The organism is Vreelandella sp. V005 (assembly GCF_052645115.1).
In genome coordinates this window covers 971,542-985,412 of record NZ_JBQXYA010000001.1, presented here as the reverse complement: position 1 = coordinate 985,412, position 13,871 = coordinate 971,542, and the positions used below count along the sequence as shown (strand labels likewise).

15 protein-coding genes are annotated in these 13,871 nt (G+C 56.3%); 9 read left to right on the top strand and 6 right to left on the bottom strand.

Annotation, left to right across the window (positions count from 1 at the left end; all coding sequences use genetic code 11):
* Positions 1-3 precede the first annotated feature (3 nt).
* The 4 genes from ACUN8H_RS04525 to ACUN8H_RS04510 all read right to left on the bottom strand — a co-directional run bounded on the left by ACUN8H_RS04525 (position 4) and on the right by ACUN8H_RS04510 (position 4,577).
* Positions 4-1,191 carry an MFS transporter gene (locus tag ACUN8H_RS04525; RefSeq protein ID WP_445530954.1) on the bottom strand — a complete coding sequence of 396 codons (1,188 nt, stop codon included), beginning with the start codon at positions 1,189-1,191 and terminating at the stop codon, positions 4-6.
* Between the two features lie 58 nt (positions 1,192-1,249).
* The gene (locus ACUN8H_RS04520) at positions 1,250-1,681 is read right to left on the bottom strand and encodes a DNA polymerase III subunit chi (protein WP_445530953.1); all 432 of its coding nucleotides are present in this window, start codon (positions 1,679-1,681) and stop codon (positions 1,250-1,252) included.
* A 91-nt stretch (positions 1,682-1,772) separates the two neighbouring features.
* Positions 1,773-2,885, bottom strand: coding sequence for a branched-chain amino acid aminotransferase (locus ACUN8H_RS04515; RefSeq protein WP_445530952.1), 1,113 nt, complete (start codon positions 2,883-2,885; stop codon positions 1,773-1,775).
* A gap of 171 nt (positions 2,886-3,056) precedes the next feature.
* Positions 3,057-4,577 (bottom strand): leucyl aminopeptidase, encoded by a 1,521-nt coding sequence (locus tag ACUN8H_RS04510; protein ID WP_445530951.1) that lies wholly within the window; start codon positions 4,575-4,577, stop codon positions 3,057-3,059.
* A 145-nt stretch (positions 4,578-4,722) separates the two neighbouring features.
* On the opposite strand from ACUN8H_RS04510, the gene lptF reads away from it, so the two are divergent.
* The 5 genes from lptF (at position 4,723) to bfr (ending at position 8,474) form a co-directional block, all read left to right on the top strand.
* Entirely contained in the window at positions 4,723-5,802 is a 1,080-nt protein-coding gene (lptF, locus tag ACUN8H_RS04505) for an LPS export ABC transporter permease LptF (protein WP_445530950.1), read from the top strand.
* On the top strand, positions 5,802-6,866 hold the full coding sequence (gene lptG, locus ACUN8H_RS04500) for an LPS export ABC transporter permease LptG (RefSeq protein ID WP_445530949.1): 1,065 nt from the start codon (positions 5,802-5,804) through the stop codon (positions 6,864-6,866). The genes lptF and lptG overlap by 1 nt, the downstream gene beginning before the upstream one ends.
* Before the next feature lie 85 nt (positions 6,867-6,951).
* Positions 6,952-7,425 (top strand): RDD family protein, encoded by a 474-nt coding sequence (locus ACUN8H_RS04495; RefSeq protein ID WP_445530948.1) that lies wholly within the window; start codon positions 6,952-6,954, stop codon positions 7,423-7,425.
* Between the two features lie 168 nt (positions 7,426-7,593).
* The gene (locus ACUN8H_RS04490; protein ID WP_445530947.1) at positions 7,594-7,800 is read left to right on the top strand and encodes a (2Fe-2S)-binding protein; all 207 of its coding nucleotides are present in this window, start codon (positions 7,594-7,596) and stop codon (positions 7,798-7,800) included.
* 191 nt (positions 7,801-7,991) lie between these two features.
* The gene (gene bfr, locus ACUN8H_RS04485; RefSeq protein ID WP_339884191.1) at positions 7,992-8,474 is read left to right on the top strand and encodes a bacterioferritin; all 483 of its coding nucleotides are present in this window, start codon (positions 7,992-7,994) and stop codon (positions 8,472-8,474) included.
* 126 nt (positions 8,475-8,600) lie between these two features.
* Here bfr and ACUN8H_RS04480 read toward each other — a convergent pair whose 3' ends face one another.
* Together ACUN8H_RS04480 and sodC are read right to left on the bottom strand one after the other, a co-directional pair.
* Entirely contained in the window at positions 8,601-10,067 is a 1,467-nt protein-coding gene (locus tag ACUN8H_RS04480) for a carbon starvation CstA family protein (RefSeq protein ID WP_445530946.1), read from the bottom strand.
* 185 nt (positions 10,068-10,252) lie between these two features.
* Positions 10,253-10,789, bottom strand: a complete 537-nt coding sequence (gene sodC, locus ACUN8H_RS04475) for a superoxide dismutase [Cu-Zn] SodC (protein WP_445530945.1) — start codon at positions 10,787-10,789, stop codon at positions 10,253-10,255.
* A gap of 178 nt (positions 10,790-10,967) precedes the next feature.
* Here sodC and ACUN8H_RS04470 point away from each other — a divergent pair, with 178 nt between their 5' ends.
* From ACUN8H_RS04470 to ACUN8H_RS04455, 4 genes are all read left to right on the top strand, one after another.
* Complete coding sequence (locus tag ACUN8H_RS04470) at positions 10,968-11,741, top strand: pseudouridine synthase (protein ID WP_445530944.1); 774 nt, start codon at positions 10,968-10,970, stop codon at positions 11,739-11,741.
* 10 nt (positions 11,742-11,751) lie between these two features.
* Positions 11,752-12,612 (top strand): tRNA cyclic N6-threonylcarbamoyladenosine(37) synthase TcdA, encoded by an 861-nt coding sequence (gene tcdA / locus ACUN8H_RS04465; protein ID WP_445530943.1) that lies wholly within the window; start codon positions 11,752-11,754, stop codon positions 12,610-12,612.
* Positions 12,609-12,827, top strand: a complete 219-nt coding sequence (locus ACUN8H_RS04460; RefSeq protein ID WP_445530942.1) for a DUF1653 domain-containing protein — start codon at positions 12,609-12,611, stop codon at positions 12,825-12,827. Before tcdA ends, ACUN8H_RS04460 begins: the two co-directional genes overlap by 4 nt.
* A gap of 102 nt (positions 12,828-12,929) precedes the next feature.
* Entirely contained in the window at positions 12,930-13,838 is a 909-nt protein-coding gene (locus ACUN8H_RS04455; protein WP_445530941.1) for an MBL fold metallo-hydrolase, read from the top strand.
* Positions 13,839-13,871: the final 33 nt, after the last annotated feature.

Sequence of the window (13,871 nt, the reverse complement as noted above, 5' to 3'; positions counted from 1 at the left end):
CATTTAAGAAAAGTGTTTATGGGTAGCAAACCCGCGCATGGCGAGTAGTCCGAGGATGGGGCCCGGCAATAGCCACCAAATGACCGCAAGCGATTGGCTCGACCAAAGGGCGGTGACCAGCGCAATAGAAGGGATGGTCAAGCCAAAGCCGATAGCGTTCATCATCGCCAGGGCTGCCCCCAGCCGCTCGGGTGGTGCTGTAGCCGAGGCCAGCGCTGAAAATTGAGCGGAATCGGCAATGACGCTGACGCCCCATACGCCTAGCAGGGCCAGCAATAGCCAAGGAGAGGCGCTGCCCAAGAGTGGATATACCAGACACAACGTGCCAGAAACCGCCAGCGCCAGACAGGCGACGCGGTCGCTGCCAATGTGGCGGCTGAGGGTGCCCGCCAGTACGCAGCCGGGCAAGCCGAGCGCAATGACTGCAAAGCTTAGCCAGGGTTGGGCGCCGTCGGCAGCGCCAAGACGCTGCAACTCGCGAGCGACCAGAAACGGCACCAGCGCCCATAAGGCATACAACTCCCAGCAGTGGCCGAAATAACCCAGCGCGGCGGCACGAAAGCGCGGCTGTTTAAAAGCGGCCAGCCCGGCCCAGGGGCGCCCGCTTTTGGCGGTCGCCGGGAGGTGCGGTCCAACGCCCAGTTTGAATATCATCAGCGCGGCGACCAGCGCCAACAATGAAGCCAAGAGCAGCGGCCACTGCCAGGGCAGGTGCAGGGTTAATCCGCGCAACAGGTGCGGCGAGGCGATGCCCAGTGTCAACATGCCTACTAGCCAACCCAGCGCGGCGCCCGCGTGGCTAGGTGTCCAGCTCACCACCAGCTTCATGCCAAGCGGGTAAATACCCGCCAAGCAGAGCCCAGTCGCAAAGCGCGCCACGGCTGCCAGCGTCACGCTTTCGGCGATACCGATAAAGGCGGCGTTGACCAGCGCGCCGAGCACGGCGGAAACCGCAAACAGGTGGCTGGCGCGCACTCGGTCGGCAAGGCCGGTGGTGGCGATCAGCAGGGTGCCGGTAATAAACCCGGCTTGTACGGCAATCGTCAACAGCCCCAAGTCGCTTTCGCTAAGACCCACGGCTTCCTGCAGCGCAAGCCCCACGCCATTGACACTGAACCACAGCGAAGTGCCGAACAGTTGGGCGATGACGATAACGGCTAGTGGGTAAGGTGTGAGCAGCGATGCGGGCATATCAGGTCTCTTCCGCTGAGTTGTCGTTGTTAGAAGCTTGTGAGACACGTAGGTTTTTTTAACCCAGCTTGTGTGGCACGACCTCATGGCCCAGCTCTTTATAGCGCTGCCAGCAGGCACGTTTGGCGACCAGCACCTGTTGGTGCTGATTGATGATTTCGGCAATGCGCGCATAGCGCTCAACGCCTTCGGGAATATCTGGGTGCAGATTAAGCAGCGCGGTTTCTTCTGTCGGCACCGGCAACTGCTGCCAGCCTAGTGTGATCGGCACGCTGGCAGCCATCTCGCTATCTTCCAGGGCGTGGGGTAAATAGGCATCGGGGCGGAAATTCCACAGCGCGCTGTCGGCCTGCTCGGCAAGGGCTTTGTCTTCACAGTGCAAGTGCAAGCGATAGCCTTTGCGCCAGATGGTCTCGGCCAGTTTGCAGGCGAACTGTAAGCGCGCTTCCAGCGTGGTATCGGGCAGGATATAGAAATCAATGCGCGCCATAGCGGTTCCAGGTAAGCGGTTTCAGATACATCGGTGGCAAACAGCACCGCCGCAAACATGCGGCGGTGCTGAACGTGGGTACTAAGCCCGCTTAAACCAGTTGGGTGAGCCAGCCGTGCTTATCTTCACTGCGGCCGTACTGAAGATCGAGCAGTGTGGTACGCAACCGCATGGCGATCTCGTTGTTGCTGCTCGCCGTTAGCTTGATACGCTCGTTTTCAGTGACCAGTTCGCCCACCGGAGTGATGACCGCGGCGGTGCCACAGGCAAAGACTTCGGTGATTTCACCCGAGGCCGCGCCTTCACGCCATTCATCAATACTGATGGGGCGTTCTTCAGGGGTAAGGCCTGCGTCTTTGGCCAGCGTTAGTATGGAGTTACGGGTAACCCCTTCGAGAATGGTGTCGGTCAAGCGCGGCGTTACGAGGCGACCATCTTTGAACACGAAGAACAGATTCATGCCGCCTAGCTCTTCAATCCACTTGTTTTCTGCCGCATCGAGGAACGCTACCTGGCCACACTGGTGTGCCTCGGCCTCTTTTTGTGCCGCTAACGAGGCAGCGTAGTTGCCTCCGCATTTGGCAAAGCCGGTGCCGCCGGCGGCGGCGCGCTTATAGTTTGAAGAGAGCCAGATCGATACCGGTGCAACACCTCCTTTGAAGTAGGCCGCCGCTGGGGAGGCGATCACGTAGTAATCGACTTCCTGCGAAGGGCGTACGCCTAGAAATGCTTCCGAGGCGATCATGAACGGACGCAGGTAAAGGCTGCACTCATCAGACGCGTTAGCTGGGGTAGGCACCCAACCATGATCTTGAGCCAGCAACGCTTTTAGCGAACCAATGAAGTCTTCACCGGAAAGCTCCGGCAGCGCCAAACGACGGGCGCTGCGACGGAAGCGCTCGGCATTTTTCTCGGGGCGGAACGTCCAAATCGAGCCATCGGCATGGCGGTAGGCTTTAATACCCTCGAAAATTTCCTGGCCGTAATGCAGCACCGAGGCGGCAGGATCAAGAGTCAACGGGCCGTAGGGGCGCACTTGGTGGCCGTGCCAAGCGGCGTCGCCGGTCCAGCGTATATGCGCCATGTGGTCGGTAAAGTAGCGACCAAAACCGGGGTTTTTAAGAATGTTGTCGCGAATCTCATCGGCCATCGGCTGATTGGATGGCAGGGTTTCAAAACTGGTTTCGAAGCTGGCAGTGGGCACGGCTGTTACTCTCCGCTGAACCGGCCCTGTAAGAGGGGCGGTTGGGTGTTATTGACGAAACGCTAAAGATTCAGCGAGTTTAAGCCCGCTGTACCTTGATATATTCAGGTTTAACGGTTGCCACGCTGAAAGGCAACCGTTGCGCACCGATCTTGTTGACCTGCGGCGCCATCAGGCGTCGCTATTTTCTACCTGGGCATCGGTTTCGCGGTCCAGCAGGTACTGGGTTAACAGCCCGACAGGGCGGCCAGTGGCGCCTTTTTGTTTGCCAGAGTGCCAGGCGGTACCGGCGATATCCAAGTGTGCCCAGGGGAAGTGGTCAGCAAAGCGTGATAAGAAGCAGGCTGCCGTGATCGTACCGGCCGGTCGGCCACCAATGTTGGCCAAGTCGGCGAAATTGGAATCCAACTGCTCCTGATACTCATCCCATAACGGCAGGTGCCAAGCGCGGTCCCACGCGCCTTCGCCTGCATCCAGCAGATCAAGGGCGAGGTCATCGTCGTTGGAGAGCAGGCCGGTGGCGTGGTGGCCCAGGCCAACAATGACGGCGCCAGTGAGGGTGGCGATATCGACCACGCTGGCGGGGGTGAAGCGCTCGGCGTAGGTCAACGCGTCACAAAGCACCAAGCGCCCTTCGGCGTCGGTATTAAGCACTTCGACGGTCAGGCCTTTAAGGGTCTTGATGATATCACCGGGCTTGGTGGCATTACCGTCGGGCATGTTTTCCGCAGCGGCAACGATAAACACCAGGTTGAGCTTCGGCTTGATTGCCAGTACCGCTTTGACCGTGCCGAATACGCTGGCAGCGCCGCACATGTCGAACTTCATTTCGTCCATGCCTTCGCCAGGCTTGAGCGAAATACCGCCGGTATCAAAAGTAATGCCTTTACCGACCAGCACATGGGGCGCTTCTTCAGCACTTTCGGCGCCCTGATACTTCATGACGATCAGGCGTGTCGGCTCTTTGCTGCCGCGACCCACGGAAAGCAGAGAGCCCGCGCCCAGGGCTTCCAGCGCTTCTTCATCGAGAATGTCGACCTCGAGCGCACCCTGGGAGTCGCGGCCTAGTTGTTCTGCCTGCTCGGCAAGGTAGCGAGGGGTGCAGATATTGGCAGGCAGGTTGCCGAGAGTGCGGGTGTAGTTGATGCCCTGGCCAATCGCATTGCCCACCAGAGCGCCCTGTTTGACCTGGGGAGCCGCATCGGTGTCGCTGATAAACAGCGTTAGCTTGGCCAAGCTGAAAGCCGGGGCTGGTGAGGATTTGAATTGATCAAAGCGATAAATGGCACGCTCAGCCGCTTCCATCACCTTACGTGCTTTCCAGGCCGGGTCGCGGTCCTCGAGTGGTACATCACCGAAGACCACGCTGGCTTCATCAATAGGTAGTTTGACCAGCGCAGCCATGGCGGCATCCAGCGCTTTGATGAAGGCAGCTTCCTGGCATTTTTCGCGCTCACCCAAACCCACTAGTAAGATGCGCTCAGCGCCCAGGCCCGGCGCAAAAGGGATTAGTTGCACGTTGCCCAGCGCTGCGTCAAAGTCGCCGCGTTCCAACAACTGACCAATCAGTCGCTCGCTGGCATCGTCCAGTTTGGCAACGGAGGGCAAAAGGTCGCTTCCTTTGAAAACCGGTACCAGCAGGCAGGCCGTTTCGGTTTTGGCCGGGTTCGCAGTCTGAACGGAAAATTCCATGACGGCTCCAACAAGACAAGCATCGAGGGAATCGGGATAATGCCTCGTTGCTTTTGATTATGAAAAGAACAGTGAAGAGTTTGATTAGTGTACCCAAGCCATCCACTTATTGCATGGCATCCTGCACGACTAGCCGGAGAGCGCGTTGATTTTATTTCGATATCTCACTCGCGAAGTGTTACTCACCATGTCGGCGGTCGCTGGCATTCTGTTGCTGGTGATCATGGGCAGCCGCTTTATTCGCTATTTTTCGGACGCCGCGGAAGGCGATATCCCGGTCGCCATGCTAGGCAGCCTGATGATGTTTCATCTGCCTGGCTTTATGGAACTGATTTTACCGCTGTCGTTTTTTTTGGGCATCCTGTTGGCCTATGGGCAGCTCTACATGAACAGCGAAATCACCGTCATGGTCGCTTGTGGAATGAGCCCTACGCGGCTGCTGAAAGTGACGCTGTTGCCTGCCAGCGTGGTGGCGGTGTTAGTCGGTGTCTGTAGCCTGTGGTTGACGCCTTATGGGGCGCTGCAGACCGAAACGGCGCTCGAAGAGCAGCGCAGCCGCCTGGACGTTTCCGTGCTGGCGCCGGGGCGCTTTCAGGAGTTTGGTGGTGGTCGTACCGCGTATATTGGTGGCTTCTCGAGTGACGGCACGGAAATGCAGGATGTATTGGTGCATGAGCAGAGCCAGCAGAGTGACGAAGGCACCCACGACTTCGTGACCCGCGCCGCATCGGGCTATCAGGAAACGCGGCTGGAAACCGGTAGTCGATTTTTGGTGCTGGATGATGGCGAGCGTTATGGGGTGACGCCAGGTGAGCAGAGTGCCGAGCGCCTCACCTTTGAGCGTTATACGTTGCGCTTAGGGCTAAACCGAGACCGGCAGGAACTCGATTCCTTGGAGTACGCAACCACCTCTGAGCTGTGGAACGACCCGCGCCCGCGTGCCCAGGCCCAGTGGCAGTGGCGTGCTGGCCTGCCCTTGATGGTGTTTGTACTGGCGCTAATGGCGCAGCCGCTTTCCCGGGTTAATCCCCGCCAGGGGCGCTTTGGAAAACTGTTACCCGCCGTTTTTTTATACGTAGCCTATCTCAGCTTGCTGCTGGCAGCGGTCGATGCCATTGGCAGCGGTACCTGGTCCAGCCTGTTGGGGGTATGGCCGGTACATGGATTGTTCTTAGGGCTGGGGCTACTAATGCTGTGGCGCTCGCAACGTAAGGGGATGCGCTAATGGTGCTTGACCGTCTTGATCGCTACATTGCCCGTAACGTGCTGGCGGCCATTGTTGTCGTTCAGTTTGTGCTGTTGGGCTTGGATATTACCATTGCCTATATCGATGATTTAGGCGATGTGCAGGCAGGCTACACGGCTTTAGATGCGCTGCTTTACCTGCTGATGCGTACCCCTTGGCGTTTCTATCAATACGCGCCGGTAGCGGTATTGATTGGCGCGCTGATTGGCCTGGGCAGCATGGCCTCCAGCAATGAACTCACCGTTATGCGCGCCGCTGGCCGCTCGTTGGCGCGCATTGTATGGGGCGTAATGAAGCCCGTGCTGCTGGTGGTGGTCGTGGTACTGCTGGTGGCTGAGTATCTCAGCCCGCGCACCGAACAGTATGCCGAGGCGTGGCGTTTGGAAAAACTTCAGGGCGAAGGCGCCATGCTGACCAGCCGCAGCGGCTGGCAGATCGAAGGCGACAGTGTTTATCGTTTTGGGGCGATTCGAGCGGATGACGTGGTGCTAGATTTAACCCGCTACCGTTTTGATGACCGTCAGCTGGTCGAAGCCACCCACGCCCAACGTGCACGTTGGGATGGCGACGCTTGGCAATTGGAAAACATCGCGACGACACGCATTTTCGATAATCACACCGAATCTGATCAATCGGCGAGCATGGGATGGGACACTGCTTTTACCCCCACCCAATTGGAGCGATTATTGCGCGATATCGAGAGCCAAGCACCTAGTGAGCTGTGGGCCTACGCCCAGTTCCTTGAGGCGCAGGGCCTGCAAAATGATCAGGCGCTGCTCTACTTTTGGCAGAAGATGCTGATGCCGCTCACCATGGGGTCGTTGGTGTTGATTGCTGCGTCTTTTGTGTTTGGCCCACTGCGCACCGTTGCGGCGGGCACCCGGGTGTTTTATGGCGTGGTGACCGGGCTGAGTTTCAAGTACGTGCAGGATTTGCTGGCGCCTGCCTCGACCATTTTTGGTTTCTCCCCCGTCTGGGCAGTGCTAGTGCCGACATTGGCCTGCGCGGGGGTAGGCGTCTACTTCCTACGTCGCAATGGGTAATACCATCATGGTAAAAGCTTGCTTTCTGCTCACCCAGGCGCGACTTGATCACCCAATGGCATATAAGAACGGATAAGAGAGAGTTATGGGAACACGACGCTTTAACCAGTTGGACAGCGTTTGGCCCGCAGGCCTTGGCCGCCGCTTGGGCGCCATGTTGTATGACGGCTTTCTGGTCACCGCTATCTGGATCGCGGTGACCGTCGTACATATGGTGTTTTATCGTTATGTACTCGGTCAACAGCCCGAGGAAATTGGCACCACGGCGGGCGATATCTGGAGCCTGCGTCTCTTGCTGCTGTTTTTCGTCACGCTGTTCTTTGTCTTTTCCTGGAGGCAGGGGGGAATGACGCTAGGCATGCAGGCGTGGCGGCTGCGAGTGCAGACGTTGGAGGGCTGCTCACTAACGGTAAAACAGTCACTCATTCGCTGCGCGGTGGCGTGGCTGTCGCTGTTAGCGTTGGGCTTAGGTTACCTATGGGTGCTATTCGATAAGCAGCGGCGCAGTTGGCCGGATATTGCATCAAACACGCAAACAGTGGTGCTGCCGAAAAAATAACGGTCATTGCTTCATGTTTTTTGAAAGCTGAAAACACTGCTAAGCCAGTAGGTTAACGCGACCCTCCTAATTAGTAAGACGAATGAATAACAACAAGCAGCCATTTCTACTTGAAAAGACCTATGCGAATCATTTACATTCACCTCATGACTTTTATGAGGTGTCGCCATGTACGTTTGTGTGTGCAAGGGAGTAACCGACCATCAGATTCGCCAGCAGGTTAGCGACGGAGCGCGCAACTGGCGAGAAGTACGCGAGGCAACCGGCTGCGCAACGCAGTGTGGTAAATGTGCGTGCTATGCAAAATCTATTACCCGTGATGCAGTGCTAGAAGCGCGACAAGAAGCCGATATGGGACTCGCTTACGCTGTGTGACGCGAATCACTATTATTAGGGTTATCTTTAGCAAACAACTGATTTGCTTGAACTTTTATTCATCTTATCTATACTCTCTGGAACGCTGAGAGTATAGATGTATGCTTCTATACTTCACTCCAAACGTAACTGCTTGATCGCATTGTCTAAAGTAGATTAAACATCAGCATTACAGTAGAAAAGGTGACGTCATGAAAGGTGATATAAAAGTTCTTGAGCATCTCAATAAAGCGCTCGGTAACGAATTGGTTGCGATCAACCAGTACTTTTTGCACGCCAAAATGTATAAAGATTGGGGGCTGAAAGCGCTGGCTAAATGGGAATATGATGAATCTATCGAAGAGATGCAGCACGCCGACAAGATCATCGAGCGCATCCTGTTCCTGGAAGGTATCCCCAACCTGCAAGACCTTGGCAAGCTGCACATTGGCGAAAACGTCAAAGAGATGCTCGAAAGCGATCTAAAAATCGAGCACGATGGCCGTAACGACTACATCGAAGCCATCACCTACTGCGAGAGCGTTAAAGATTACGTGACCCGCGATATGCTGCGCGATCTGCTCGCCGATGAAGAGGGTCATATCGACCACATCGAAACAGAACTGAAACTGATCGAACAGGTTGGTATCCAGAACTACTTGCAGCGTCAAATGCAGATGGCGGGCGAAGAGTAAAACGCTTTCCCCAAGCTATCAGCCAGCTTTTCAGTTTAGCAAAAGCGCAATGTAAAACGGGCAGCCTAATTGGCTGCCCGTTTGCTTTCGTAGCTGCTTAACGTGGGTAACGTAAACGCTAGTACATTAAGCGCTGGTTGCCAACGTATTCTCCCTGGCTACACCCAGCTCTGCAGGTTCATCAACCGCAAAGGTCGTGCGGCTCAAGCGGCGTACACGCTTCATAAACAGGGCGATGCAGATGAGTGTGCCCAGTGCCGCCACTACATAGCTTAAGTGCAGCGGTAAGCCAAAACCGATCGGTGCATAGGCCAGATAGGTAAAGGTGGCCATGGTCATAAAGGTGGCCGGGATCGACGTGATCAAGTGAGGTTTACGCGACAGCACTAAGTACATGGTGCCCACCCATAGCGCGATCACGGCGGTGGTTTGGTTCGCCCAGGAGAAATAGCGCCACAGCAGTGTGAAGTCCATGTGGGTTAATGCATAAGAGACGACAAAGAGCGGCAACGCGATCATCACACGCTTCATGATCGGCTTCTGATCGATCTTGATGTAATCGGCAATGATCATGCGTGCGCTGCGGAAGGCGGTATCGCCAGAGGTGATCGGTAACACAATCACACCGAGTACGGCCAGGGTGCCACCGATAGCGCCGAGCATGGTCGTAGAGACTTCGCTTACCACCGCAGCAGGGCCGCCAGCAGCCAGTACATCGGAGAGTGATTGGTCGCCGTAGAACAGACTCATCGCCGCCGCCGCCCAGATCATCGCAATGATGCCCTCGGTGATCATCATGCCATAGAAGATTTTGCGCCCATTGGTTTCATTTTCAGTGGTGCGCGAAATAATCGGCGTTTGGGTAGCATGGAAGCCTGAAAGCGCACCGCATGAGATCGTTAAAAACAGCAGCGGAAAGATCGGCGCAGCTTCAGGGTGCATGTTTTGGAAAGAAAGCTCGGGGATTGGGGCGCCCGTGACAATCAAGCCGATACCAATGCCCGCCGCGCTAAACAGCAATAGCGCGCCGAAATAGGGGTAGATGCGCCCGATAACTTTATCAATCGGCAGCAGGGTGGCGATCAGATAGTAAATAAAGATCGCAACGATAATAAGCGTTAACGACAGCGAGGTCATATTGGCCAGCAGCGCTGCAGGTGACGTAACGAAGACGGTCCCGACTAATAGCAGCAGCAAAATCGCAAAGCCATTCACCACGTGCTTCATCGCTTTGCCGAGGAATTTACCCGCTAACTGGGGTAAATGGGCACCATGATTGCGAATCGAGATCATACCTGTCAGGTAATCATGCACCGCACCGGCAAAAATGCAGCCTACTACTATCCAGATAAAGGCCACTGGGCCATACAGCGCGCCGAGAATAGGACCAAAAATAGGACCCACCCCCGCAATGTTCAATAACTGAATTAGCGAGTTACGCGTTGTGTTCATCGGTACATAATCGATGTTGTCGCGCAGGGTAAATGCTGGCGTACGCCGTTTGCGGTCGGTGACGAACACACGCTCAACAAACTTCCCATAGGTGAAGTAACCCGCTATCAGCAGCAGGATCGATACGATAAAAGTGATCATCTAGGGTACCTACAGCAGTAAGGGAGAGGGGCGAGTGCGCCAATGGCACACAAGCAGACACTTTTTTAGCCGAGGCGAATTTACAGATAAGCGCTAGGTAGCACAGCTAGACTTTAGTTGATGGTTACCGACAAAACGGGCAGCGCTATGGCTGCCCGTTCAACTGCTCTCTAAGCACGCTTATTTTAGGATTCAATGGCACCACAGGCCATACGTGTTCCACCACCCCCTAAATGGGGCTCATCTTCGTAGGTGTCACCGCCTTCGTGAATCATCAGCGCACGGCCGGGCATATCTTCCATGCTCAGACGAGGAGCCAATACAGGTAAGTTAGCCTCGCCGTCTTCATTAACGGTTAGCACGGGTAAGTCACCCAAGTGGCCTTCACCATAAGGGCCCTGATGGGTGCCTGTTTCCTCAGGATCATAGTGACCACCTGCTGATAGTGCCGGCGTCATTTCGCCGCTATCATTTTCAGCCGGTTCACAGCTGGCATTTTGGTGAACGTGAAAACCGTAAACGCCAGGCTCAAGATCGGTTAGGGAGGGTGTCAGCAACAAACCGTGATCGGTATGCTCTAGGGAGACGGTACCAATGGACTCTTCAACTCCCTCGGCACTCACTTTATGCATTTCAACATCAAGCGTCTCGTTAGCGTGCGCCGCTGAAGCGGCGAGCAGTAGTGAGGCAGTCAACGCAGTAACGGGTAGTGTATAGCGCATATTGATCTCCTTCCTGATCCATGGAAATGCTTTGCAATGTTGCTTATTTAAGGTAGCTGCCAAGCGATTTGTTCGCCAACTTGCCCGACAGATGACATCTCGAGGCCCAGCCGCGACAATAGCGGGCTGTTTTATAATGGACGACGTTTTTTGTCGCCAGCTTTTACCAGGGAGCGTTATGACGCCACTCAACATCCTTTATCAGGATGAGCATCTCGTCGCGGTACATAAGCCGTCAGGGCTATTGGTGCATCGCTCGGCGTTAGCACGTGGCGAAACCGAATTTCTGCTTCAGCGGCTGCGGGATCAGTTAGGTAAGCGAGTCTATCCCGTTCATCGGCTGGATAGGCCGACGTCGGGAGTGATTGTATTCGCGCTCTCTTCAACGGTGGCCGGCCTACTCAGTGAAGCTTTCAGTGAGCGGCAGGTAGAGAAGCGCTACCTGGCAGTGGTGCGTGGGAAAGCCCCGGAAAGTGAGCGGCTGGATTACCCGCTCCGGGAAGAAGACGGTACGCGCCCTAAGGCGGAAATGCCGGCCATGCCCGCCATGACCGATATTCGTCGTCTCGATAGCGTGGAGCTGCCCGTGCAGGTCGACCGCTACCCGGTGGCGCGCTACTCGCTGGTAGAGACACGCCCGCTGACCGGGCGACGCCACCAAATTCGCCGCCATCTCTCCAGGCGGGGCTATCCCATTATCGGCGACGCCAAGCACGGCAAAAGTGTTCACAACCGCTTCTTTGCCGAGCAGATGGGGGCGCCACGCTTACTGTTGGCAGCGACCTATCTAGCCTTTGACCATCCACTGTTGGCCAAGCGTGTACAATTAAGCTGCGCCTTGGACGACACGATGATCGCGCTGTTTAATCACCTTGGCTGGGCAGGGCATTTGCCGCTGGATAGCGTACGAACACCGCCCATTGCCACGCCTTCCGCCTTGCAAGCACTGTGAGCCTGCCGTTATGTCATTGAATGAGACCCCAATCTCTCCTGTTTCAGCGTCGAGCGACTATGATTTTCGCTTTGGCGGTATTCGCCGCCTGTATGGCCAGCGTGCGGCGCAGGCGTTTCGCCGTGCTCATGTGGTCGTGGTCGGAGTAGGCGGTGTGGGTAGCTGGACGGTAGAGGCGTTGGCCCGCTCGGGCATTGGCAAGCTCACGCTGATCGATCTAGACGATGTGTGTGTTTCCAACATCAACCGCCAGCTCCACGCGCTGGATGGCACTATTGGCCAGCCTAAAGTGGCGGTGCTTGCCGAGCGCTGCCGCCTAATTGCCCCCGAGATCGAGATAATTGCGGATACCGCCTTCGTCACGCCCACCAACCTGGCCGAGCGCATTCCCGAGGATGCCGACCATGTGGTGGATGCCATCGACAGCGTCATCGCCAAAGCCGCGCTGATCGCCTGGTGCAAGCGGCGCAAAATACCGATTACCGTGACCGGCGCGGCGGGTGGTCAAACCGATCCAACACGTATTCAAGTGGCAGATTTAACCCGCACCGAGCACGATCCGCTGCTCTCCAAAGTACGCTCAAGGCTGCGCCGCGATTACGGCTTTTCCCGCAACCCCAAACGGCGCTTCTCGGTGGAGTGCGTCTACTCCGACGAGCAGTTGGTCTACCCCAGTGCCGACGGCGAAGTGTGCCTGCAAAAGCCTGGTAGCAATGAGGCCACCCGGCTGGACTGCGCCTCCGGCTTTGGCGCGGCGACGTTTCTGACCGGCACCTTTGGCTTTGTCGCCGCCTCCAAAGTGCTGGAGCGTCTGGCCAAAAAAGCTAATCAGCCCGCCGCCATCAACGCGACTCAAAAGGAAAGTGAATGACTGCCCCCGTTCCCGGTATTTATCGCCATTACAAAGGCAACCTTTATGAAGTGATGGGTACCGCTCAGCACAGCGAAAGCGAAGAGACGTTAGTCGTCTACCGCGCACTCTACGGCGACTACGGCCTCTGGGTGCGCCCGCTTGACATGTTTACCGAAAGCGTTACGAAAGAGGGGCACACCCAGCCGCGCTTTGCGTTGGAGAAAACGTTCTAATCGTTCTCTATTGCTTATATTCCATAATCAGCTATTTTTATAACAATTTTAACGCGGCAGGGTGGCTGCTTGTAGCCTTGCCGATACAGGGCTGGAGTTCGCATGAAGACCTTTGCCATTTCTCAAAGCACGTGCGCGGGCTCGCCGGACGTGGCGGGCTTTTTTGATCCGCGCACTTTTAGTATTCAATACATCGTTAGCGATCCCGCCACCAAGCAGTGCGCGATCATTGATCCGGTGCTGGATTTCGACGAGAAGTCAGGCGCAACGGCGACTTTCTGTGCTGACGCACTGCTGAAGCATATAGAGGAAAAAGACCTGACGGTGGCGTGGATTTTGGATACACACCCACACGCGGACCACTTTTCGGCGGCCCAGTACCTAAAAGAGAAAACCGGCGCGCCGACGGCGATTGGCCAGTACGTCACCAACGTGCAGTCGCTGTGGAAGGAGATCTACCACTGGCCGGACATGCCCACCGATGGCCGCCAGTGGGACACACTGTTTGTCGAGGGCGATACGTTTGCCATCGGTGAGCTCAGCGCTCGCGTGCTGCACTCTCCTGGCCATACGCTGGCCTCTATTACCTACGTGATCGGTGATACCGCCTTTGTCCACGACACTTTGTTTCAGCCTGATTTTGGCACCGCACGCGCCGATTTTCCCGGTGGCAGTGCCAAATCCCTGTGGCACTCCATTCAGCAGATTCTCGCGCTGCCGGTCACTACACGGCTGTTCACCGGTCACGACTATATGCCCGACGACCGTGAGCCGCAGTGGGAAAGCAGCGTCGATGAGCAGCGAGCCAACAACCCGCACCTAGTGGGTAAAAGTGAGGAAGAGTACATTGCACTGCGCCACCAGCGGGATAGCGAGCTGCCTATGCCCAAGCTGATGTTGCACGCGCTGCAGGTGAATACCCGCGGTGGTCGCTTGCCGGAGCCAGAAGCCAACGGCAAGCGCTATCTGAAAATCCCCCTGGATGCGCTGGAAGGTGCGGCCTGGGATTGAGGTTTCCGCGGCTACTACTCCTTTCAGGCTTAG

Excerpts from the sequence above, each read along its gene's own strand:
- ACUN8H_RS04525 (WP_445530954.1), bottom strand. The coding sequence starts at position 1,191 with ATGCCCGCATCGCTGCTCACACCTTACCCACTAGCCGTTATCGTCATC.
- ACUN8H_RS04520 (WP_445530953.1), bottom strand. The coding sequence starts at position 1,681 with ATGGCGCGCATTGATTTCTATATCCTGCCCGATACCACGCTGGAAGCG.
- ACUN8H_RS04510 (WP_445530951.1), bottom strand. The coding sequence starts at position 4,577 with ATGGAATTTTCCGTTCAGACTGCGAACCCGGCCAAAACCGAAACGGCC.
- lptG (WP_445530949.1), top strand. The coding sequence starts at position 5,802 with ATGGTGCTTGACCGTCTTGATCGCTACATTGCCCGTAACGTGCTGGCG.
- ACUN8H_RS04495 (WP_445530948.1), top strand. The coding sequence starts at position 6,952 with ATGGGAACACGACGCTTTAACCAGTTGGACAGCGTTTGGCCCGCAGGC.
- ACUN8H_RS04490 (WP_445530947.1), top strand. The coding sequence starts at position 7,594 with ATGTACGTTTGTGTGTGCAAGGGAGTAACCGACCATCAGATTCGCCAG.
- bfr (WP_339884191.1), top strand. The coding sequence starts at position 7,992 with ATGAAAGGTGATATAAAAGTTCTTGAGCATCTCAATAAAGCGCTCGGT.
- ACUN8H_RS04480 (WP_445530946.1), bottom strand. The coding sequence starts at position 10,067 with ATGATCACTTTTATCGTATCGATCCTGCTGCTGATAGCGGGTTACTTC.
- sodC (WP_445530945.1), bottom strand. The coding sequence starts at position 10,789 with ATGCGCTATACACTACCCGTTACTGCGTTGACTGCCTCACTACTGCTC.
- ACUN8H_RS04470 (WP_445530944.1), top strand. The coding sequence starts at position 10,968 with ATGACGCCACTCAACATCCTTTATCAGGATGAGCATCTCGTCGCGGTA.
- tcdA (WP_445530943.1), top strand. The coding sequence starts at position 11,752 with ATGTCATTGAATGAGACCCCAATCTCTCCTGTTTCAGCGTCGAGCGAC.
- ACUN8H_RS04460 (WP_445530942.1), top strand. The coding sequence starts at position 12,609 with ATGACTGCCCCCGTTCCCGGTATTTATCGCCATTACAAAGGCAACCTT.
- ACUN8H_RS04455 (WP_445530941.1), top strand. The coding sequence starts at position 12,930 with ATGAAGACCTTTGCCATTTCTCAAAGCACGTGCGCGGGCTCGCCGGAC.